Origin of the sequence: Sphingomonas hankookensis (genome assembly GCF_028551275.1) — a bacterium.
Classification (GTDB): Bacteria; Pseudomonadota; Alphaproteobacteria; order Sphingomonadales; family Sphingomonadaceae; genus Sphingomonas; species Sphingomonas hankookensis_A.
Map to the genome: position 1 here is coordinate 1,995,532 of NZ_CP117025.1, position 19,907 is coordinate 2,015,438.

The 19,907-nt window shown below is 65.8% G+C and carries 22 protein-coding genes; 11 read left to right on the forward strand and 11 right to left on the reverse strand.

Translation table 11 applies throughout. The features are described 5' to 3' along the window. Positions 1 to 31: 31 nt before the first annotated feature. Together dnaG and PPZ50_RS09550 are read right to left on the reverse strand one after the other, a co-directional pair. The gene (dnaG, locus tag PPZ50_RS09545; protein ID WP_066687361.1) at positions 32 to 1,837 is read right to left on the reverse strand and encodes a DNA primase; all 1,806 of its coding nucleotides are present in this window, start codon (positions 1,835 to 1,837) and stop codon (positions 32 to 34) included. Between the two features lie 35 nt (positions 1,838 to 1,872). Then, positions 1,873 to 2,325: a GatB/YqeY domain-containing protein gene (locus PPZ50_RS09550; protein WP_066687363.1), complete on the reverse strand. Its 453-nt coding sequence runs from the start codon at positions 2,323 to 2,325 to the stop codon at positions 1,873 to 1,875. Positions 2,326 to 2,471: 146 nt separating this feature from the next. Here PPZ50_RS09550 and carA point away from each other — a divergent pair, with 146 nt between their 5' ends. From carA to PPZ50_RS09575, 5 genes are all read left to right on the forward strand, one after another. After that, positions 2,472 to 3,665 carry a glutamine-hydrolyzing carbamoyl-phosphate synthase small subunit gene (carA, locus tag PPZ50_RS09555; protein WP_066687365.1) on the forward strand — a complete coding sequence of 398 codons (1,194 nt, stop codon included), beginning with the start codon at positions 2,472 to 2,474 and terminating at the stop codon, positions 3,663 to 3,665. 15 nt (positions 3,666 to 3,680) lie between these two features. Continuing rightward, positions 3,681 to 3,902, forward strand: coding sequence for a hypothetical protein (locus tag PPZ50_RS09560; protein ID WP_066687367.1), 222 nt, complete (start codon positions 3,681 to 3,683; stop codon positions 3,900 to 3,902). A 2-nt stretch (positions 3,903 to 3,904) separates the two neighbouring features. Next, positions 3,905 to 7,237, forward strand: coding sequence for a carbamoyl-phosphate synthase large subunit (gene carB, locus PPZ50_RS09565; protein WP_066687368.1), 3,333 nt, complete (start codon positions 3,905 to 3,907; stop codon positions 7,235 to 7,237). 84 nt (positions 7,238 to 7,321) lie between these two features. Continuing rightward, positions 7,322 to 7,798, forward strand: coding sequence for a transcription elongation factor GreA (greA, locus tag PPZ50_RS09570; protein WP_066687369.1), 477 nt, complete (start codon positions 7,322 to 7,324; stop codon positions 7,796 to 7,798). 6 nt (positions 7,799 to 7,804) lie between these two features. Beyond that, positions 7,805 to 8,461, forward strand: coding sequence for a rhomboid family intramembrane serine protease (locus tag PPZ50_RS09575; protein WP_066687370.1), 657 nt, complete (start codon positions 7,805 to 7,807; stop codon positions 8,459 to 8,461). A 167-nt stretch (positions 8,462 to 8,628) separates the two neighbouring features. Here PPZ50_RS09575 and PPZ50_RS09580 read toward each other — a convergent pair whose 3' ends face one another. The 5 genes from PPZ50_RS09580 to PPZ50_RS09600 form a co-directional block, all read right to left on the reverse strand. Next, on the reverse strand, positions 8,629 to 8,850 hold the full coding sequence (locus PPZ50_RS09580) for a DUF4170 domain-containing protein (RefSeq protein ID WP_066687371.1): 222 nt from the start codon (positions 8,848 to 8,850) through the stop codon (positions 8,629 to 8,631). Positions 8,851 to 8,941: 91 nt separating this feature from the next. Next, entirely contained in the window at positions 8,942 to 9,391 is a 450-nt protein-coding gene (locus PPZ50_RS09585) for a hypothetical protein (protein ID WP_066687373.1), read from the reverse strand. Between the two features lie 4 nt (positions 9,392 to 9,395). Next, complete coding sequence (locus tag PPZ50_RS09590; protein ID WP_066687375.1) at positions 9,396 to 9,701, reverse strand: hypothetical protein; 306 nt, start codon at positions 9,699 to 9,701, stop codon at positions 9,396 to 9,398. Further along, complete coding sequence (locus PPZ50_RS09595; RefSeq protein WP_066687376.1) at positions 9,698 to 10,033, reverse strand: phage holin family protein; 336 nt, start codon at positions 10,031 to 10,033, stop codon at positions 9,698 to 9,700. Before PPZ50_RS09595 ends, PPZ50_RS09590 begins: the two co-directional genes overlap by 4 nt. An 8-nt stretch (positions 10,034 to 10,041) precedes the next feature. Then, complete coding sequence (locus PPZ50_RS09600) at positions 10,042 to 10,545, reverse strand: hypothetical protein (protein WP_126015163.1); 504 nt, start codon at positions 10,543 to 10,545, stop codon at positions 10,042 to 10,044. Between the two features lie 144 nt (positions 10,546 to 10,689). Between PPZ50_RS09600 and eno the strand changes: the two genes are divergently transcribed. Both eno and PPZ50_RS09610 read left to right on the forward strand, forming a co-directional pair. Further along, the gene (eno, locus tag PPZ50_RS09605; RefSeq protein ID WP_066687378.1) at positions 10,690 to 11,964 is read left to right on the forward strand and encodes a phosphopyruvate hydratase; all 1,275 of its coding nucleotides are present in this window, start codon (positions 10,690 to 10,692) and stop codon (positions 11,962 to 11,964) included. Positions 11,965 to 12,077: 113 nt separating this feature from the next. Then, entirely contained in the window at positions 12,078 to 12,989 is a 912-nt protein-coding gene (locus tag PPZ50_RS09610; RefSeq protein ID WP_066687384.1) for a hypothetical protein, read from the forward strand. Positions 12,990 to 12,997: 8 nt separating this feature from the next. Here PPZ50_RS09610 and PPZ50_RS09615 read toward each other — a convergent pair whose 3' ends face one another. Then, the gene (locus tag PPZ50_RS09615; protein ID WP_066687386.1) at positions 12,998 to 13,723 is read right to left on the reverse strand and encodes a hypothetical protein; all 726 of its coding nucleotides are present in this window, start codon (positions 13,721 to 13,723) and stop codon (positions 12,998 to 13,000) included. Between the two features lie 113 nt (positions 13,724 to 13,836). On the opposite strand from PPZ50_RS09615, the gene PPZ50_RS09620 reads away from it, so the two are divergent. Continuing rightward, complete coding sequence (locus tag PPZ50_RS09620) at positions 13,837 to 15,189, forward strand: hypothetical protein (RefSeq protein ID WP_066687389.1); 1,353 nt, start codon at positions 13,837 to 13,839, stop codon at positions 15,187 to 15,189. Here the strand turns inward: PPZ50_RS09620 and PPZ50_RS09625 are convergent. Next, a complete protein-coding gene (locus PPZ50_RS09625) occupies positions 15,186 to 15,554 on the reverse strand; it encodes a tRNA-binding protein (protein WP_066687391.1) in 369 nt (122 codons plus the stop codon). The two genes, PPZ50_RS09620 and PPZ50_RS09625, sit on opposite strands and share 4 nt — an antisense overlap. 62 nt (positions 15,555 to 15,616) lie before the next feature. Here PPZ50_RS09625 and PPZ50_RS09630 point away from each other — a divergent pair, with 62 nt between their 5' ends. The 3 genes from PPZ50_RS09630 to PPZ50_RS09640 all read left to right on the forward strand — a co-directional run bounded on the left by PPZ50_RS09630 (position 15,617) and on the right by PPZ50_RS09640 (position 18,566). Continuing rightward, positions 15,617 to 15,973, forward strand: a complete 357-nt coding sequence (locus PPZ50_RS09630) for an FtsB family cell division protein (RefSeq protein ID WP_066687393.1) — start codon at positions 15,617 to 15,619, stop codon at positions 15,971 to 15,973. A 102-nt stretch (positions 15,974 to 16,075) separates the two neighbouring features. Beyond that, positions 16,076 to 17,125, forward strand: coding sequence for a pyruvate dehydrogenase (acetyl-transferring) E1 component subunit alpha (gene pdhA / locus PPZ50_RS09635; RefSeq protein ID WP_066687398.1), 1,050 nt, complete (start codon positions 16,076 to 16,078; stop codon positions 17,123 to 17,125). A 1-nt stretch (position 17,126) separates the two neighbouring features. Then, positions 17,127 to 18,566: a pyruvate dehydrogenase complex E1 component subunit beta gene (locus PPZ50_RS09640; protein WP_066687404.1), complete on the forward strand. Its 1,440-nt coding sequence runs from the start codon at positions 17,127 to 17,129 to the stop codon at positions 18,564 to 18,566. A 110-nt stretch (positions 18,567 to 18,676) separates the two neighbouring features. On the opposite strand, the gene PPZ50_RS09645 is transcribed toward PPZ50_RS09640, so the two are convergent. Both PPZ50_RS09645 and PPZ50_RS09650 read right to left on the reverse strand, forming a co-directional pair. Next, positions 18,677 to 19,351, reverse strand: a complete 675-nt coding sequence (locus PPZ50_RS09645; protein WP_066687407.1) for a TadE/TadG family type IV pilus assembly protein — start codon at positions 19,349 to 19,351, stop codon at positions 18,677 to 18,679. Then, positions 19,348 to 19,899: a TadE/TadG family type IV pilus assembly protein gene (locus PPZ50_RS09650; RefSeq protein WP_066687410.1), complete on the reverse strand. Its 552-nt coding sequence runs from the start codon at positions 19,897 to 19,899 to the stop codon at positions 19,348 to 19,350. The genes PPZ50_RS09645 and PPZ50_RS09650 overlap by 4 nt, the downstream gene beginning before the upstream one ends. Positions 19,900 to 19,907 lie beyond the last annotated feature (8 nt).

Here is a 19,907-nt window from a genome sequence, read left to right on the forward strand (position 1 = left end):
GCGCCGGATATGGGAGGGAGGCGAAGGGGGATCAAGCCGCCTCGTCCAGTTCCTCCATCCAGTCACGAATCCGGGCCTGCACCGCCGCATGGTCGGACCGCGCCTGCTGATATTCGGCGAAGGTCCGCTCGGTCGTGTCCTGACGACAGCGTTCGGCGGCAGCATTTTCCGCACGGCGGCACGCCTGTTCGTCGACCAGGATCTGGATCACCCGCAACAGGTCGGTTTCGGCGACCTCAGGAGCGGTCCCGCGCAGCCAGAAGCTGAAGGCGAGATCGGTTTCCTTGTTCCGTCGCGCCATGTCGACCAGCTGCCGGTCGGCGGCGATCGTGTCGGTCAGCAGGCTTTCGGTCAGGTCGTTGCGATAGATCGCCAAGTCGATCAAGTGATTGCGCCAGCGCTGCAATTGCCCGTTCAAGATCGGCAGCTGCGCGACGAGTTCGCAATGCCGCTTTAGCACGTCGACATGCTGCATCAGGCCCATCAGGATGGCACGCTGGAACGCGAAGACCAGATCAACCTTCCGCACGTCGGCCGCCGCCGCCATGTCGTTCGCGACGATGCGCAGGCGACGGTCCTTCGCCCCGAACAGCGCGAAGAACTGATCCTTGAAGGTCCGGAAATATTCGCGGCGAATGCCTTCATGGGTGATCGTCCCCGCCAGGCGCGCCAGTTCATGCTCGAACGCGGCGCGCTCGTCGGGGCCGGCGCCGGGCGGCAACGTCGCCAGCTCCAGCCGCCACAGGAAATCGGATAGCGATTCGCGGCGGGCGAGCAGGTCCTCGAACGCCTGCGGTCCCTCGGCACGAACCAGATCGTCGGGGTCCATGCCGTCGGGAATGGTGACGATCGAAATGCTCTTGCCTGGTTGCAGCAGCGGCAGCGCGCGTTCGGCCGCGCGCCGCGCCGCCTTGATCCCGGCCGCGTCGCCGTCGAAGCACAGGATCGGACAGTCGGCCATCCGCCACAGCCGTTCGAGCTGATGCTCGGTCAGCGCGGTGCCTAGCGGGGCTACGACTTCATCGAAACCAGCCTGGGCCAGCGCGATGACGTCCATATAGCCTTCGACCGCGATCACCCGCTTCGCCTTGCGCGCGGCGGCCTGGGCACGGTCGATATTGTAGAGCGTCCGCCCCTTGTCGAAGAGCGGGGTTTCGGGCGAGTTCAGATATTTCGGCTCGCCGTCGCCGAGGATACGCCCGCCGAACGCGATCGTCCGGCCACGCGCGTCGCGGATCGGGATCATCAGCCGGCCGCGGAACCGGTCGTACGGCTCCTTGCCCTCGACCGATATCAGCATGCCCGATTCGACCAGCATCGGGTCGCCGTAGGACGCCAGCGCGGCCTTCAATCGGCCACGGGCATCGGGGGCGAACCCCATGCCGAACGCACGGGCGGTTTCCGGCTTGATCCCGCGCTTGGCGAGAGCGTCGCGGGCGATGCCGCCTTCGTCGCCCAGCCGGTCCGCGAACCAGCCCTGCGCATCGGACATCAACTCGTGCAGCCCCTTGGCGCGTTCCGCCTGCCGCGCCGAGCGCGCATCCTGCGCCGGCATCTCCATGCCGGCGGCGGCGGCCAGTTCCTTCACCGCGTCGATGAAGGGCAGGCCGCGTTGGTCGGTCATCCAGCGGATCGCATCGCCGTGCGCGCCGCAGCCAAAGCAATGGTAGAAGCCCTTGTCGTCATTGACCCAGAAGCTCGGCGTCTTCTCGGTATGGAACGGGCAGCACGCCTTGAACTCGTTGCCCGAGCGCTGGAGCTTCACCGACTTGCCGACCAGCGCCGACAGGGTCGTGCGGGTGCGCAACTCGTCAAGGAACTGGGGGGATAGGGTCATGGCTTCCTGTGGCTCGCGTGCCCGCTATCGGCTGTTCAGCTTAGCGCCGCTTTGACCGCCGCGCTAGCCTTGCTCATGTCAAGTTCGCTGCCGTGGCGCGACTTCAGTTCGGCCATCACGCGGCCCATGTCCTTCATGCCGCTGGCGCCCAGATCGACCTTGATCGCCTCGATCGCCGCCGCCGTCTGCGCCTCGTCCATCGGGGCGGGCAGGAAGCGTTCGATGACGGTGACTTCGCGCGCTTCGCTGGCGGCGAGTTCGGGACGGTTGCCCTTCTCGTACATCTCGATCGATTCGCGGCGCTGCTTCACCATTTTCTGCAGCACTTCGACCACCAGCGCGTCGTCGCTCTCAGGCGCCTTGCCGGTGCGTGCCTCGATATCGCGGTTCTTGATCGCCGACTGGATCAGGCGGATCGTGGCGGTCGTCTCCTTATCGCCGCCCTTCATGGCGGTGACGAGGGCGTCCTTGATGGTATCGCGAATCATGGCGGTTCCGATGTCGTTCGTTTGGATAAGCGAATACCCATAGCCGCAATCGATGCGCGATCACAGGATTGACGCGACGCGGGGTTGGGACTAGCCGCCACCGCTTAGCGACATCATCAGACAAACCCGAGGAGTGCCCGCCCATCATGGCCGACGCCAAGCCATTCGCCATGCCCGAAGGAGCTACCGGGGTTCTTGTCCTTGCCAATGGCGACGTGCTGTGGGGCCGTGGCTTCGGCGCGGAAGGCGCTGCGGTCGGTGAGGTGTGCTTCCACACTGCGATGACCGGCTATCAGGAGATCATGACCGATCCGTCCTTTGCCGGGCAGATCATCACTTTCACCTTCCCGCACATCGGTAACGTCGGCACCAATGTCGACGACGTCGAGGCGAACGACCCGCACGCGCTGGGCATGATCGTTCGCGAGGACGTGACGGCGCCGTCGAATTTCCGTTCGAATGAACACCTTGATGCCTGGATGGCGCGGCACAACCGGATCGGTCTTGCGGGCATCGATACGCGGGCGCTGACCCGGCGGATCCGGGAGGGCGGGGCGCCGAACGGGGTGATCGCGCATTCGGCGAGCGGCGAGTTCGATATTCCGGCGCTACTGGCGCAGGCACAGGCATGGCCTGGGCTGGAGGGCATGGACCTTGCCAAGACCGTGTCGTGCGAGACGCATTATGGCTGGGCCGGCGGGGCTTGGCATCTGGGCAAGGGCTATGACGACAGCACGCACGCGGAAGGTCGCGAAGGTGTCGCGAAACGCGATTCGCGCCCGCATGTCGTTGCGATCGATTATGGCAGCAAACGCAATATCTTCCGCAACCTTGTTCACGCGGGTGCTGAAGTAACCGTGCTACCCGCCACCGCGACCTATGAAGAGGTCATGGCGGCGAACCCGGACGGCATCTTCCTGTCGAACGGTCCGGGGGATCCCGCGGCAACCGGCGAATATGCGGTGCCGGTGATCCGGAAGCTGCTGGATACCGGCAAGCCGTTGTTCGGCATCTGTCTGGGGCACCAACTCCTTGGACTCGCTGTGGGTGCAAAGACCACCAAGATGCATCAGGGGCATCGCGGCGCGAACCATCCGGTCAAGCGGCTGTCGGACGGTGCGGTCGAGATCACGAGCATGAACCACGGCTTCGCGGTCGAACGCGACAGCCTGCCGGACGGCGTGGTGGAGACGCATGTATCGCTGTTCGATGGTTCGAATGCCGGCATCGAAGTTGACGGCGGTCGTGCGTTTAGCGTGCAGTACCATCCCGAAGCGTCGCCCGGTCCGCAGGACAGCTTCTATCTGTTCGAGCGGTTCGTGGGGATGATGAAGAATTAGGCGAGACCCGACGGAATGCGCTTTCGCATCAAACCGGAATGTATCGACGCTGCACTTGCGGACTTCCGCGATGCTGGTGTCGAGCCGGACCGGATCGAAGCGCGGCCGGAAGAAGGCGAAGTCGCCGTCGAGTTTCACCGTTTGACTTACGATGACGCGGCCAAGCTGGTTCGCGCATTCAACCCTGAATATTCCGCGATCATTGGTGTGATCGGCGGGCCGCCGTTCGAGGACTAACTATGCCAAAACGCACCGACATTTCGTCCATCCTCGTCATCGGCGCGGGGCCGATCGTCATCGGCCAGGCTTGCGAGTTCGATTATTCGGGCGTGCAGGCGATCAAGGCGTTGAAGGAGGAGGGCTATCGCATCGTCCTCGTCAACTCCAACCCCGCGACGATCATGACCGATCCGGAACTGGCCGACGCGACCTATGTCGAGCCGATCACCCCGGCGGTCGTGGCCAAGATCATCGAGAAGGAGCGCCCCGATGCGGTGCTGCCGACGATGGGCGGGCAGACGGCGCTGAACACCGCGCTGGCGCTGGCCAATGACGGCACGCTGGAAAAGTTCGGCGTGCAGATGATCGGCGCCGATGCGGAGGCGATCGACAAGGCCGAGGACCGTCAGAAGTTCAAGGTCGCGATGGAGAAGATCGGCCTCGAATCCGCGCGCAGCCATATCGCGCATAGCGAGGCGGAGGCGCTGGCCGGGTTGGAGCATGTCGGGCTGCCGGCGATCATCCGCCCGTCTTTCACGCTGGGCGGGACCGGCGGCGGCGTCGCCTATAACCGCGACGAGTTTCTGAAGATCGTCCGCGAAGGGCTGGACGCGTCGCCGACCACCGAGGTGCTGATCGAGGAATCGCTGCTAAGGTGGAAGGAATATGAGATGGAGGTGGTCCGCGACCGTGCGGACAATGCCATCATCGTATGTTCGATCGAGAATGTCGATCCGATGGGCGTGCACACCGGAGATTCGATCACGGTCGCCCCGGCGCTGACACTGACCGACAAGGAATACCAGATCATGCGCAACGCATCGATCGCGGTTCTCCGGGAAATCGGTGTGGAAACAGGGGGTTCGAACGTACAGTTCGCGGTCAATCCGAAGGACGGCCGCCTGATCGTCATCGAGATGAACCCGCGCGTGTCGCGGTCGTCGGCGCTGGCGTCGAAGGCCACGGGCTTTCCGATCGCGAAGGTCGCGGCGAAGCTGGCGGTCGGCTATACGCTCGACGAGATCACCAACGACATCACTGGTGCTACGCCGGCGTCGTTCGAACCGACGATCGATTATGTCGTCACCAAGATTCCGCGCTTCGCCTTCGAGAAGTTCAAGGGGTCGCAGGCGGTGCTGTCGACGGCGATGAAGTCGGTCGGCGAGGTCATGGCCATCGGCCGCAACATCCATGAATCGATGCAGAAGGCGCTGCGCGGCCTCGAGACCGGGCTGTCGGGCTTCAACCAGGTCGACCGGCTGGTCGGCGCGCCGCGTGCGGAGATCGAGGCGGCTTTGGCCGTCGCCACGCCCGACCGGCTGCTGGTCGCGGCGCAGGCGCTGCGCGAAGGCTTCACCGTCGCCGAAGTGCACGCCATCGCCAAATACGACCCGTGGTTCCTCGAACGCATGGCGGAAATCGTCGCGGCCGAAAGCGAAGTTTGCACCAACGGCCTGCCGCAGGACGCGGCGGGGATGCGTCGCCTGAAGGCAATGGGCTTTTCGGACAAGCGTCTGGCATGGCTGGCGCTGCAATCGGCCAATCTGCGCGGCATGGAACGCGGTATCCAGCGCGGGTCCGGCCTGATCCACGAGGTCGTCAAGATGATGACCGGCGGCGTGACCGAGGACGAGGTGCGTCAACATCGGCACAAGCTGGGCGTGCGGCCGGTATTCAAGCGGATCGACACCTGCGCCGCCGAGTTCGAGGCGAAGACGCCGTATATGTACTCGACCTACGAAGCGCCGACCTTCGGCGAGCCGGAGGACGAGAGCCAGCCGTCGGATCGCAAGAAGATCGTCATCCTGGGCGGCGGGCCGAACCGGATCGGGCAGGGGATCGAGTTCGATTATTGCTGCTGCCATGCGTGCTTCGCGCTGAGCGATGCCGGGTTCGAGACCATCATGGTCAACTGCAACCCGGAAACGGTATCGACCGATTACGACACGTCGGACCGGTTGTATTTCGAACCGCTGACCGCCGAGGACGTGCTGGAAATCCTGCATGTCGAGGCGTCGAAGGGTGAGCTGGTCGGGGTGATCGTGCAGTTCGGCGGGCAGACGCCGCTGAACCTCGCCCGCGCGCTGGAAGCGGCCGGTATCCCGATCCTGGGCACCACGCCGGATTCAATCGACCTGGCCGAGGATCGCGAGCGGTTCGCCGATCTGGTCACGTCGCTGGGCCTACTCCAGCCGGCCAACGGCCTGGCACGCAGCCGCGACGAGGCGGCGGTGATCGCCGAGCGGATCGGCTATCCGGTGCTGATGCGGCCGAGCTATGTGCTGGGCGGACGCGCGATGGAGATCGTCGACTCGCTCCAGCAGCTCGACGACTATATCCAAACGGCGGTGCAGGTGTCGGGGGACTCCCCCGTTTTGATCGACCAGTATCTGCGCGACGCGATCGAAGTCGATGTCGATGCGATCGCCGATGGCGACGATGTCGTGGTCGCCGGCGTGCTGCAGCATATCGAGGAAGCGGGCGTCCATTCGGGCGACAGCGCGTGTTCGATGCCGCCCTATTCGCTGGGCGCCGACGTCATCGCCGAGATCGAGCGGCAGACGGTGGCGCTGGCCAAGGCGTTGAGCGTGAAGGGGCTGATGAACATCCAGTTCGCGGTCAAGGACGGCAAGGTCTATCTGATCGAGGTCAATCCGCGCGCCAGCCGCACGGTGCCGTTCGTCGCCAAGGCGATCGGCACGCCGGTCGCCAAAATCGCGGCGCGGGTGATGGCGGGCGAGAAGCTGGCCACCCTGCCGACTATCGATCGGGACATCGATCACGTCGCGGTCAAGGAAGCGGTATTCCCGTGGGGCCGCTTCCCCGGCGTCGATCCGGTGTTGTCGCCGGAAATGAAGTCGACCGGCGAAGTCATGGGGATCGACAGCGATTTCGCCACGGCTTTCGCCAAGGCACAGATGGGCGCGAACATCGTCCTGCCCAAGAGCGGCACGGTGTTCGTGTCGGTGAAATCAAGCGACAAGCCGGTGATCCTGCCGGGCGTGCAGTTACTGGTCGAGCTGGGCTTCAGGATCGTCGCGACCAGCGGAACCGCCGATTATCTTGCCGAGAACGGCGTGCCGGTCGAGCGTGTAAACAAGGTGGCGCAGGGTCGTCCGCATATCGTCGACAAGATCTTCGACGGCGATATCGCGATGATCTTCAACACCACCGAAGGGTGGCAGTCGCTGAAGGACTCCGAATCGATCCGCGCGTCGGCGCAGTCGCAGAAGGTGCCCTATTTCACCACGGCGCCGGCGAGCGTCGCTGTGGCGCAAGCCATTCAGGCGCTGGGTGCCCGGTCCCTTGAAGTGCGGCCGTTGCAGTCCTATTATTCGCAATCGCACAACTGATCCCCATCAGCGGAATGTTGCGCGCGGACGGGCAGGGAGGCCCGTCCGTGTGGCGGGGGTAATGACAAAAGGGACGCGCGCGCGATGGCGACGGTCGAAAAGATGCCGATGTTGCAGGAGGGCTATGATCGCCTGACGGCGCACCTCAAGCAGCTGAAGGTGGAACGGCCGCAGATCATCGACGCGATCGAGGAAGCGCGCGCCCATGGCGACCTGTCGGAAAATGCCGAATATCATGCGGCGAAGGAACGGCAGGGTCAGATCGAGGCGTCGATCGCCGATATCGAGGACAAGCTGTCCCGCGCGCAGGTGATCGATCCGAAGGACCTGTCGGGCGACAAGGTCGTGTTCGGCGCGACCGTGACGCTGCTCGACGAGGACGACAAGGCGATCACCTATCAGATCGTCGGCCAGACCGAGGCGGACGCCAAGTCGGGTCGCATCTCGTACAATTCGCCGATGGGCCGCGCGCTGATCGGGCGCAAGGTCGACGACGATGTCGAGGTGACGGTGCCGTCGGGCGACCGTTATTATCAGATTTCGAAGATCGAGTTCATCTAAGCCGCCATGTTCGAACGGCGTCCGTCACCGGCGATCCTGACGATCGGCGGGCTGATTGCGATCGTCAGCGGGTGGCTGATCCTTACCGGTGGCGTGTGGAGCGCGTCGATCGCGGCGGGCTTCGTACCGTTGCGGATGACGAGCGACCCGGCGTCGATCGAGGGGTTCGCCTCGTTCTTTCCGGTGTGGCTGACGCCGATCACCGCGGCGTTCATCCATGACGGGTGGCTGCATCTGGCGTTCAACCTGCTGAGCCTGGCGATCGTGGGTACGCCGACGCAGCGCGCGGTGGGGTTGCGTGGCGTCCTGGTACTGCTGCTGGTCGGGGCCTATGCGTCGATCGCGGCACAGTGGCTGGCCGGGCCGACATCACCCGCGCCGATGATCGGGGCGAGCGGCGCGATCTCCGCATTGATCGGGGCCTATGCGCTGCTGTTCGGCGGGGGGAAGGCCAAGCCGATCGGACCGATCCCGGCGCATGTGGTCCATGCGATCTGGCTGGGCGTCTTCTGGACCGCGCTGAACCTGTTCATCGGCTGGTCGAGCGCGGGCAGCGAGATGCCGATCGCCGGCGCGGCGCATGTCGGCGGGTTTATTGCCGGGATGGTGCTGTTGCGGCCGTTGTTGGTGTGGCGCTGGGGCGGGCGTCGCGGAGAGGGTTAGGCTTCGCCCTTCACCCTACTGCCAATCCCGTTTGCTTCGAGCGTAGGTTCGAGCCTGTCGAGAACCAAAGTCGAGAAGGGGGTGCTTCAAACGACCGGGTTCTCGACGGACGCTTCTCGACTTCGCTCGAAGCTGCTCGAACTGAACGGGTAGGGTAGCGAGACCCCTTACGCCGCCGGCAGTTCCGGCTCGAGCAGGCGGTGAAGGTGGACCACCACATATTTCATCTCGGCATCGTCGACGGTCCGCTGTGCCGCGGCGCGCCATGCCTTTTCGGCGCTGGCATAGTCGCCAAAGATGCCGACGACGTCGATCGCCTTCAGGTCGGCGAAGTCGAGCGTGCGCGGATCGGAGACGCGGCCGCCGAAGACGAGGTGGAGTTTGCTCATGGTCGTTCCCGCAGTGCAAAAAAGGATACGCCCCGTCGCATAGCGAACGGGGCGCACCCTTCAACCCATAAGTTGCGGACCGCGATGCGGATCAGCCCTTGATGGCGCTTTTCCCGCTGTCGGTCGCGGCCTGTACCACGTTCGAGAAGACCGAACGCAGCTGTTCCTTCGCGCCGTCCTTGCTGGGCAGCGCGGCGGCGAGCTGTTCCTTGCCCACGTCGCGGGCGGTCGTCGCGGCGGCGGTGGCGGCGGCCGACAGCTTCTTGCCGAGCGGGGCGAGCGCCTTGGTCTCCTGTGCGGTGCGCGGCAGCAGCGCGCCGACGACGGCGCCGAGCGCCAGGCCGCCCGCGAGGACGGCGAGCGGGTTCGCCTCGATCGTATCGGCCGCGCGCTGGCTCGCGTCATGGGCGACTTCGGAGGCGCGCTTGGCGGCGTCGTGCGCGGCGTCGCTGGTGGCGTGGGCGGCGGTCGCGGCCTTGTCCTTGATCGTGTCGATCGTGCCGGTGGTGGTCGCGGTCGGGGCGGTCTTGAGTTCGCTCATGATACTATTCCTTTGTCGGGGCGGTCGGGGGCAGGGGCGGCGGCGGGGGTGGAGGAGCCTTGCGGAACAGGCCCATGATCCGCTTGCGGGCGAGCAGCGCGACGATGCCGGTCGCGACACCGGCAGCGACGCCGGGCCGTTCGCGGACGATGGCGACGCCTTCTTCCGCCTTGTCGCGCAGGTCGTCGGCGACGCCCGAGGCGATGGTGGCGGGTGACAGGCGATGCTTCGCCTCGGCAAGGCTGGCCTTCAGCCGGGCGCGCTTGACGAGGACGTCGGCCTGCGCGGCGGCGAGCGAGGGCGGGATCAATGCTTGTCTCCCAGCGGTGCGGTGACCCGCTTGAGGCCGGACAGCGCCATCTTGGCCAGCAGGCCGGCGATGGCCAGCGCGACGACGACGACCAGCAACGTCGCCCAGCCCGGCCCCATGACCGGCCGAAGCGACAGGATCGCGCCGACGAGCAGCGCGGTTACCGCCGACAGCGCGATGACCACCGCGCCCGCCGCCAGCCCGGCGGCGATGCCGGCCTGCGACCCGCGCGTGCTGGCGACCGTCTTCCACAACGTCACCTCCGCCTGGGCATAGGCCTTGGCATCGTCGACGACGCGGGTGACGACCGTTCCCAGTCCCTCGTCCCCCATGATCGGGCTCAGCCCTTGGTCGACGGGGTGGTGTCGGTATCGACGCCGGCCTTCACGATGCGCGCCAGCACGAAGCCGAGCGCGGCGGCGGTGCCGATCGCGATCGCCGGGCTCTTGCGCACGAAGTCGCTGGCATCGGCGAGCAGGTCCTCGACCTCCTTGCCGCGCAGGCCGTCCGAAAAGCCCGAAATCGCCTTCGCGGCCGAGCGGGCGTACTGGCCATACTGTTCACCGAGCTTTTCATCGACGGTGCCGGCGGCGTCTTCCATCAGCTTCGAGAATTCGTCGAGCGCGCCGGTGGCGCGTGCCTTGCCTTCATCGGCGAGGCTGCGCGCCTTGTCGGTCGCCTTGGCCGACAGCTTCGACGCTTCATCCTTCAGCGTCTGCTTGGCGCCGCCGACGGTGTCGGTCGTGGTGGTGGTGCTGCCCGTCACGGGTGACAGGTCGGTGTCGAGCACGACGCTGTTGTCGCTGGTCGTCGGCGAGATACCGGTCCGATTAAAGTCGGTCATAACGAATCCTTTCGTCGTTTCGGTAGGAAAACCATGTCGCGGTGCGGCGGTTCCGTGGTCCGCAGAGGATTTGCGGGCAGCGGGCCGAATGGATAGAGGGGCCGCGACCAAGCCGCTTCGCGCGACAATAGAAGGAGTCGTTACGTGACCGCAATCATCCAGGTGCATGGCCGCCAGATCCTCGACAGCCGCGGCAACCCGACCGTCGAGGTCGATGTGCTGTTGGAGGACGGCAGCTTCGGCCGGGCCGCGGTCCCGTCGGGCGCGTCGACCGGCGCGCACGAAGCCGTCGAGAAGCGTGATGGCGACAAGTCGGTCTATCTGGGCAAGGGCGTGCTGGCCGCGGTCGAGGCGGTGAACGGCGACATCGCCGAAGCCGTGCTGGGCATGGATGCCGAGGACCAGAGCGACATCGACGAGGCGATGATCCAGCTGGACGGCACCGACAACAAGGGTCGTCTGGGCGCGAACGCGATCCTGGGCGTCAGCCTGGCGGTGGCGAAGGCGGCGGCGGATGCGCGCGGGCTGCCGCTGTATCGCTATGTCGGCGGCGTGTCGGCGCATCTGTTGCCGGTGCCGATGATGAACATCATCAATGGCGGCGAACATGCCGACAACCCGATCGATTTCCAGGAATTCATGGTGATGCCGGTCGGTGCCGAGAGCATCGCCGAAGCGGTCCGCTGCGGTTCGGAAATCTTTCACACGCTGAAGAAGGGCCTGTCGGAAAAGGGCCTTGCCACCTCGGTCGGCGACGAGGGCGGCTTCGCGCCGGCGCTGAACAGCACGATCGACGCGCTCGACTTCATCATGGCGAGCATCGAGCGTGCCGGGTACAAGCCGGGCGAGGACGTCATGCTGGCGCTCGACTGCGCCGCGACCGAATTTTTCAAGGGCGGCCGCTATGAGATGGTCGGCGAGGGCAAGTCGCTCTCCCCTCACGAAATGGCCGATTACCTTGCCGATCTTGCGGCGCGTTATCCGATCCTGTCGATCGAGGACGGCATGTCGGAAGACGATTTCGAAGGCTGGAAGGCGCTTACCGACAAGATCGGCGACAAGGTGCAGCTGGTCGGCGACGATCTGTTCGTGACCAATCCAAAGCGGCTGGCGATGGGTCTGGAGCAGGGCCTTGCCAACTCGCTGCTGGTGAAGGTCAACCAGATCGGCACGCTGACCGAGACGCTGGAGGCGGTGAACCTGGCGCATCGCAACCGCTACACCGCCGTCATGTCGCACCGTTCGGGCGAGACCGAGGACTCGACCATCGCCGACCTGGCGGTCGCGACCAACTGCGGCCAGATCAAGACCGGCTCGCTCGCGCGGTCGGACCGGCTTGCCAAGTACAACCAGCTGATCCGGATCGAGGAAGAGCTGGCCGGCGCGGCGCGCTATGCGGGGCGTTCGATCCTGCGCTAATCGGCAGCCTGTGGGGAAGGGGGCGTCGGTGCGAGCCGGCGCCCCATTTTCATGGCCGATCGATCGGAGCGCTTTCCGGTTGCGACTGAAAGGTCACGCGATAGGTTGTCGGCATGCGCATGCCTCTTGTCCTTGCCGCGATGGTCGGCGGTCTGACGGTCGCCGTCCCCACGATGGCTCGTCCGGCTGAGGAATGCCGCATCCCGGACGGATGGGCGCAGGTGGTGCGCAGCGATCCGCGCTACGTCGTGTTTGGCGAAATTCATGGCACGCAGCAGTCGCCGGCGTTCATCGGCAATCTCGCCTGCGCGCTGGCGATGCGCGGTGAACGGGCGCTGGTCGCGGTGGAGCTGGGATCCATCCACGACGCCGCGTTGCAGGTAGCGTGGCTGGTGCCCCATAAGCAGTTTCCGGCGGCATTGGTCAAGAATGGCTGGGCCGGACAGAATGACGGCGTCGGCAGCGTCGCGATGCGCGACATGCTCGTGCGGCTCCATGCGCTGAAAGATGCCGGCCGACCGATCGCAGTGGTCGCGTTCAACGGCGCCCGCGATGCGACACAACGGACGAAATTCGCCGATCAGCCGGGGCAGGGGCCGCACGAAGCGGCGCAGGCCGAGAATATCCGCAACGCTGCCAATGCCGGACGCTATGACCGCGTGCTGGTACTGGTCGGCAATCTTCACGCGCGCAAGCAGCCGGTCGAACGGCAGGCGGCGACATTCCGTCCGATGGCAATGCAACTCGCTCCCGCTGGGACGGTCGTCTCGCTCGATATGGCGACGGCGGGCGGGGCGTCCTGGAGCTGCCAGCTGCGCGAAGGCATAAAGCCGTCGCCCGGGACGCCGCTGACGCGGGAGATGATGGACTGTGCGGGCCATCCGCTGCGGGGCGATGCGACGATCGACCGCGCGCCGTTCATCACGCTCCAGCCGTTGCCGGGCGCGACGCGCGACCCGGGCTATGACGGCAGCTACTGGCTCGGACCGGTCAGCGCCTCGCCGCCCGCCGTGGCGGGTGACTGACGGCGATCCTAGTCGATATCGCCCGGGTCCCAGAACAGCCCGAGCGTGACCAGCGCGGCGATGGCGGTGCGACGTTCGGCCGGGGCGCGGGGCAGGACCAGTCGCCGGCTTCCGGTGCCGTTGGTTTCGATCGCGCCGACCGCCTGTCCGGCGGCGTTCGACACGATGTAGCCGATCGGCTGTTCGGCCGGATGGCGCACGCCGGTCATCGCGTGGCGGGATTCGACGGTCAGTTCGGTGCCGTCGAGATCGACCGTGCCCAGCCGGGGTTCGGCGAGCGTCGGGCCGACCGGCAGCACGCCCGACAGGTCCATGCCGCCCGCGTCGCGCCCGTCGAAGCGATAGGCGCAGGCGAGGCGCAGCGGGCGGGCGGGTTCGCTGACGCTCAGCGGGCCGCTGCGTTGCTGGACCTCCATCCGGCCATAGCGGCAGCGGCCCTCGATCCGGCCACCAACCTCCGTGCCCGACACGTCGAAGCGGAGCGTGCCGGTGCGTTCGATCACAGCCTGCGTCACCTCACCCCACGGATCGTCGCCCCATTCACGGGTCGCGCCGAGTGCGCGCCGCCGCACATGGCCCTCCGCGGTGCCGAGGCGGAAGCTGCCGTCCTGCCAGCCGGGGATACCGGTCAGGCCGATGCGTTCGCCCTGCGGCGCGATCGTGTCGAACCCTTCCATCGTCGCCAGCGTGCATCCGCCGAGCAACAGCGCCGCCAAGCCGATCCCGATCCGCATGTTTCCCCTCCCTGTCGTTCCCTGTGCGCAACGATCGGCGACGCAAGGTGGCTGGACGCTGAACGGGTCGTGGTTAACCGGTTCGTAGCTTCGATACCGCTAGGCGGGTGGGGATGACCGATCCGAGCGACCGCGATCCGCTTTTCCCGCCGGCCGAAGGGTGGCGGTACTGTGTCGTCCGCGCGGCCGTGGTTGCCGTCGCCTTGGCGCTGGCGATCTTCGGGCTGTTCCAATGGATGGCGATGGCCAGCCTGAGCGTCGACCGGAACAGCTTGGTGCAGCCGGTCGTGGCGGCCTTTGCCCATGGGGCGCTGGATGCCGATGCAAGCTGGCTGCATGGCAATACCGAGATCGGATCGCATCAATATAATGACTGCCTGATCCTGTTTCAGGCGATGGACGACCGGGCACCGGCACGGTTGCGCGCGATCAGTCCGTTATCGGTGCCGGTCGACACCGACAATAGCTGCGCGACGTTGCAGGGGTTTGCCGAAGGACGGGTCGAGCCGCCGCGGCGTTTCTATCACCAGTATCTGCATGGCCATACGACGCTGGCGCGGTGGCTGGTCCCGGAGCTGGGGGTGGCGGGGCTGCGCGGGCTGTACAAATTGCTGGCGACGCTGCTGGTTTTGGCGGGGATTGGCTACGCGCTGATGGGGCTGGCCGGCGGTGCGCGGGCGGCGGGGGCATGGCTGGCGATCTTCGTGGTGTTCGCACGCTGGTTCGGGTTGGAGTCGTTCGGGCAGTCGCTGGGCCATGGGCCGGCGGACTTGGTATTCCTCGCCTTCCTGCTGTTCCTGGCGCGCGGATCGGCGGAGCGGCCGCTGGGCGCGCGAGCGGTCGCGGTCGGGGCGGCGGTGTTCGGCGCGCTGACCGTCCAGTTCGAGTTTCTGACCGGGGGACTGCCGCTGGGCCTCGCCATCGTGCTCGGCGCGGTGCCGCTGGCGTTGCCGGAGCGTGAAGGAAGCCCGCGAGCCTGGATCGACGCGGTGGTCGCCTATGGCATGGCGGCGGTCACGACGATGGTCGCCAAGCTGGTGCTGGTCGCTATGGCCTTTCCGGCCGGGGCGTTCGGCGCCATCGAGCATCAGCTGCTGTTCCGGGTCGGGCTGGAACAGGCATCTCGGCGCGATACGGCGGTCGGCGCCGCGGAGTTCGTCACGCACCTCTGGGCCGGGCTGGAAGGGATGGCATCGGGCATGCACCTTCTGGTGCTCGGGTCGCTGCTGATCGCACTGGTCGCGGGCGGCTGGGGCTATCGGCAGTTGCGGTTGTCGGCGGAGGCGGGGGAGAGGTTCCGCGCGGGCGCGCTGGCCGCGTCGCTGCTGGTGCCGCCGCTGTGGCTGGTTCTGTTCTGGCAGCACAGCGCGGAACATGCATGGTTCATGGACCGCATCCTGAGCTGGGACATCGCCGGCGGCATGGCGCTGTTCGCGCTGGCGTTGCGGCGCGCGCGCGCTGCCTAGAACAGTCGTCCGCCGTCCGGGACGCGCTGGTCGGGGGCGAACAGGACGACCGCGCCGGCTTCGTCCGGGAAGCCGAGCGTCAGCACCTCGGACACGAACTTGCCGATCTGGCGCGGTGGGAAATTGACCACCGCGGCGACCTGTCGTCCGATCAGCCGTTCACAGTCATAATGTTCGGTGATCTGGGCGCTCGATTTCTTCCGGCCGATCACCGGCCCGAAATCGATCAGCAGCTTGATCGCCGGCTTGCGGGCTTCGGGATAGGGTTCGGCCGACAGGATGGTGCCGACGCGGATGTCGACCTTCAGGAACGTGTCGAAATCGGTCGGGTCGGTCAGCTTGGCGGGATCGTGGAGAAGGTGCATATCGGCTCGGTTCGCTGTACATACGGCTTGCGTGGAAACGGGCTATACACGACATACGCGCGATGCCGCGACCCTCGCCCCTTCGCCAGATGCTCAAGCGTGCCGGATGGCCGGCGCTGGTGATCCTCGTGATGGGATTCTTCGCCTATCACGCGGTATTGGGGCCGAACGGGGTGCTGGCCTATCGCGATTATCAGCGCAAGCTGACCGTGCGGAAGGCGCAATATGCCTGTCTGGAAAAGGTGCGCGCCGACCTGCGCAACCGGGTCGAGCTGCTCGATCCGCGCCATGCCGATCCCGACATGGTCGACGAACTGGTCCGGCGGAAGCTGAACGTCGCCCATCCGGACGAGTTCATCGTGCCGATCACGGGCGAGCAGGCGGCGCGGACCCGGTGCGGAATCCGGCTGGACGACTGATTTCCGCAGCGTAAGCGGCGCCCCGTCGGTTGCGCGGGGGGATAAATCGCGTCATAGGCGGCGCTCCTAACCCAATCCTTTCAGGAACGAGGCATCCGAACCGTGGCAAAAGCACCGGCGCAAGGCCGCACCAGCGAACCCGTCATTCCCAATCGCGAACGGCCGGGGGAGCCAAAGCGGTACGAAGCGTCGAAAGAGGAACTGCTTTCCTTCTACAAGGAAATGCTGCTGATCCGTCGTTTCGAGGAGAAGGCGGGGCAATTGTACGGCCTTGGCCTGATCGGTGGTTTCTGCCACCTGTATATCGGCCAGGAAGCCGTCGCCGTCGGGCTGCAGTCGGCGCTCGAATCCGGCAAGGATTCGGTCATCACCGGCTATCGCGACCATGGCCACATGCTCGCCTATGGCATCGATCCCAAGGTCATCATGGCCGAACTGACCGGGCGTGAAGCCGGCATCAGCCGCGGCAAGGGCGGGTCGATGCACATGTTCTCGACCGAGCATAAATTCTATGGCGGCCACGGCATCGTCGGTGCGCAGGTGTCGCTGGGCGCGGGTCTCGCGTTCGGGCACAAGTACAGCAACGACGGCGGCGTCTGCATGGCCTATTTCGGCGATGGCGCCGCGAACCAGGGCCAGGTGTACGAATCGTTCAACATGGCCGAGCTGTGGAAGCTCCCGATCATCTTCGTGATCGAGAACAACCAGTATGCCATGGGCACCAGCGTCAACCGCGCATCGTCGGAAGACCAGCTGTACAAGCGCGGCGAAAGCTTCCGCATTCCGGGCATCCAGGTCGACGGCATGGACGTGCTGGCGTGCCGCGGCGCTGCCGAAACGGCGCTCGAATGGGTGCGCGCGGGCAAGGGGCCGATCATCCTCGAGATGAAGACCTATCGCTATCGCGGCCACTCGATGTCCGACCCGGCCAAGTATCGCAGCCGCGACGAAGTGCAGGCGGTCCGCGACAAGTCCGACCCGATCGAAGGGCTGAAGCGCGAGTTGGAAGCCGCCGGCGTCACCGAAGCCGATCTGAAGACGATCGAGCAGGACATCCGCAAGGTCGTCAACGAAGCCGCCGACTTTGCCGAAAGCGCGCCCGAGCCGAACCCGGAAGAACTGTACACCGACGTGCTGGTGGAGACCTACTGAGATGCCGATCGAACTGAAGATGCCGGCGCTGTCGCCCACGATGGAAGAAGGCACGCTGGCCAAGTGGCTCGTCAAGGAAGGCGACACGGTCAAGTCGGGCGACATCATGGCCGAGATCGAGACCGACAAGGCGACGATGGAATTCGAAGCCGTCGATGAGGGCACGATCGCCAAGATCGTGGTCGCCGAAGGCACCGACAATGTGAAGGTCGGCGCGGTCATCGCGATCCTGGCGGCCGAAGGCGAGGATGTCGACGCGGCCAAGTCGGCGCAGCCGACCGAGGCACGCGCGGGCGACGCCGCCGTTGCCACGCCCAAGGCCGACGAGAAGAACGACGACAAGGCGCCGCCGACGCCGGAAGGCACGTCGCAGCAGCACGCCGAGACCGGCGCGCGCCAGCTGTTCGACGCCGCCGACCAGGAAGGCGAGACCGCTCCCGAGATCCCAGAAGGGACCGAGATGGTCAAGACCACGGTCCGCGACGCGCTGCGCGACGCGATGGCCGAGGAAATGCGTGCCGACGACCGCGTGTTCGTGATGGGCGAGGAAGTCGCCGAATATCAGGGCGCGTACAAGGTCACGCAGGGTCTGCTCGCCGAATTCGGCGACCGTCGCGTCATCGACACGCCGATCACCGAGTACGGCTTTGCCGGCATCGGCACCGGTGCGGCGATGGGCGGCCTGCGCCCGGTCATCGAATTCATGACGTTCAACTTCGCCATGCAGGCGATCGACCACATCATCAATTCGGCGGCCAAGACCAACTATATGTCGGGCGGCCAGATGCGCTGCCCGATCGTGTTCCGCGGGCCCAACGGTGCGGCGAGCCGCGTGGGGGCCCAGCACTCGCAGAACTACGGCCCGTGGTACGCCAGCGTTCCCGGCCTGATCGTGATCGCGCCCTATGACGCGGCCGATGCGAAGGGGCTGCTGAAGGCCGCGATCCGCTCGACCGACCCGGTCGTCTTTCTAGAAAACGAACTGATGTACGGCCGTTCGTTCGACGTGCCCAAGCTCGACGATTTCGTCCTGCCGATCGGCAAGGCGCGGATCATGAAGCCGGGCAAGGACGTGACGATCGTCAGCTATTCGATCGGCGTGGGCCTCGCGCTCGAAGCCGCCGAGAAGCTGGCCGGCGAGGGCATCGACGCCGAAGTGATCGACCTGCGCACGCTGCGCCCGCTCGACACCAAGACGGTGCTGAAGTCGCTGAAGAAGACCAACCGCCTGGTCGTGGTCGAGGAAGGTTGGCCGACCTGCTCGATCGCGTCGGAAATCGCCGCGGTGGTGATGGAGCAGGGCTTCGACGACCTCGACGCCCCGGTGCTGCGCGTCACCAACGAAGACGTGCCGCTGCCCTATGCCGCCAACCTCGAAAAGCTGGCGCTGATCACCAGCGACAAGGTGGTCGAGGCGGTGAAGAAGGTCACCTACAAGTAATCGGCAATTGCGCCGGGCGATGGGTCCGGCGGTCGTCCCGATGCGGAACGGGCTCCCTTCGCGAGGAAGGGAGCCCGTTTTCGTTGATCCGCTTGGCGAAGCGGCGCCGGTCAGGTGGTGTAGCGGTCGCAGGTCATGCGTTCGTCGGCGCGGGGCGCTGGATCGGTGACCCCTACCGCCAGTTCGCGATTGTCGCGAACGATGTAGGACGCGGTCTGCTGCAACTTCCGGCTGCCGAGGAAGTAGGGCGAGATCAGCGGCTGATAGTCGTAATTGATCTCGACGAAGATCACCGCCGCACCTTCCGGTGCGGTGACCGGCTGGGCCGGGTTGCCCATGCCATGGAACGACGTCCCCGCCGCGCCCCCGTCTCCCTCGCGGCCGTAGCTGGAGTCATAGCCCGCGCCGCGCTTCAGTCCGACGCACCGTTGCCAGTGAATCCATTGCGTGCCGTTCTTCGTCTCCAGGCTGGAGATGGTCACGCGGCCGTTGGTGGTCAGCCGGAAATTCTCGGTCTGCCGGCGCAGCCCTTCGATCACCTCGTTCACGTCGACTTCGCGAAGCTGCTGCGTCGCCATGGTGGTGTCGACACCGACGCGCGAAATATTGTCGGACAGGGTGAGCGTTGCCTGGCTAAGGCGCAGTTGCTGCAAGCCGAAGTTGGACAGTTCGACCGCGTACAGCCCGATCGGCAGTATCACCGGCAGCGACAGGGCGAATTCCATCAGCGCGACGCCGCGACGGTCGCGCCGCCACGCATCGAGCCAGTTTCGGTAGCGTATCATCCGCACCTCGTTTCCGGCGCATCGGCCGCTTGCGAGCCATAGGGCTGGTTCTTCAAACGCGTGCTGGCGCTGATTTCCTGCGTTGTAGGCAGGCCCATGAAGCCGGTCAGGGGGAACAACCGGGGGTAGGTGACGGTCATCGTATAGACGGTGATGTCGTTGGCGCCGCCCTGGCCGCTATTGCCCGGATCGGTGTCCCAGCGATTGTTGTTGTTGATGTCGCTGTAGCATTCGCCAGGGTCATATTGGTTGTTGTGGTTGGCGTCGTCGAACGGCTCGGCGCTGATGTTCGAATAGCTGCGATAGAATTTGCGGCTGCTGGACCAGGTCAGGTTGTTCGCGACGGCACGCATCTGGCGGATGACGGCTTCGTCCAGCGCGGCGGTGGCGGTCGTGGAGGAATTGCCTTCCAACGTTCCGCGACGGCCTGCTGCCTGCACTGCACCGGTCAGGATCGACTGGGCATAGGCGCGGTAGCACAGGTCGAACAGGCCCATCAGCAACAGCAGCATTACCGGCGCCACCAGCGCGAATTCGACGATCGTCACTCCGCGCT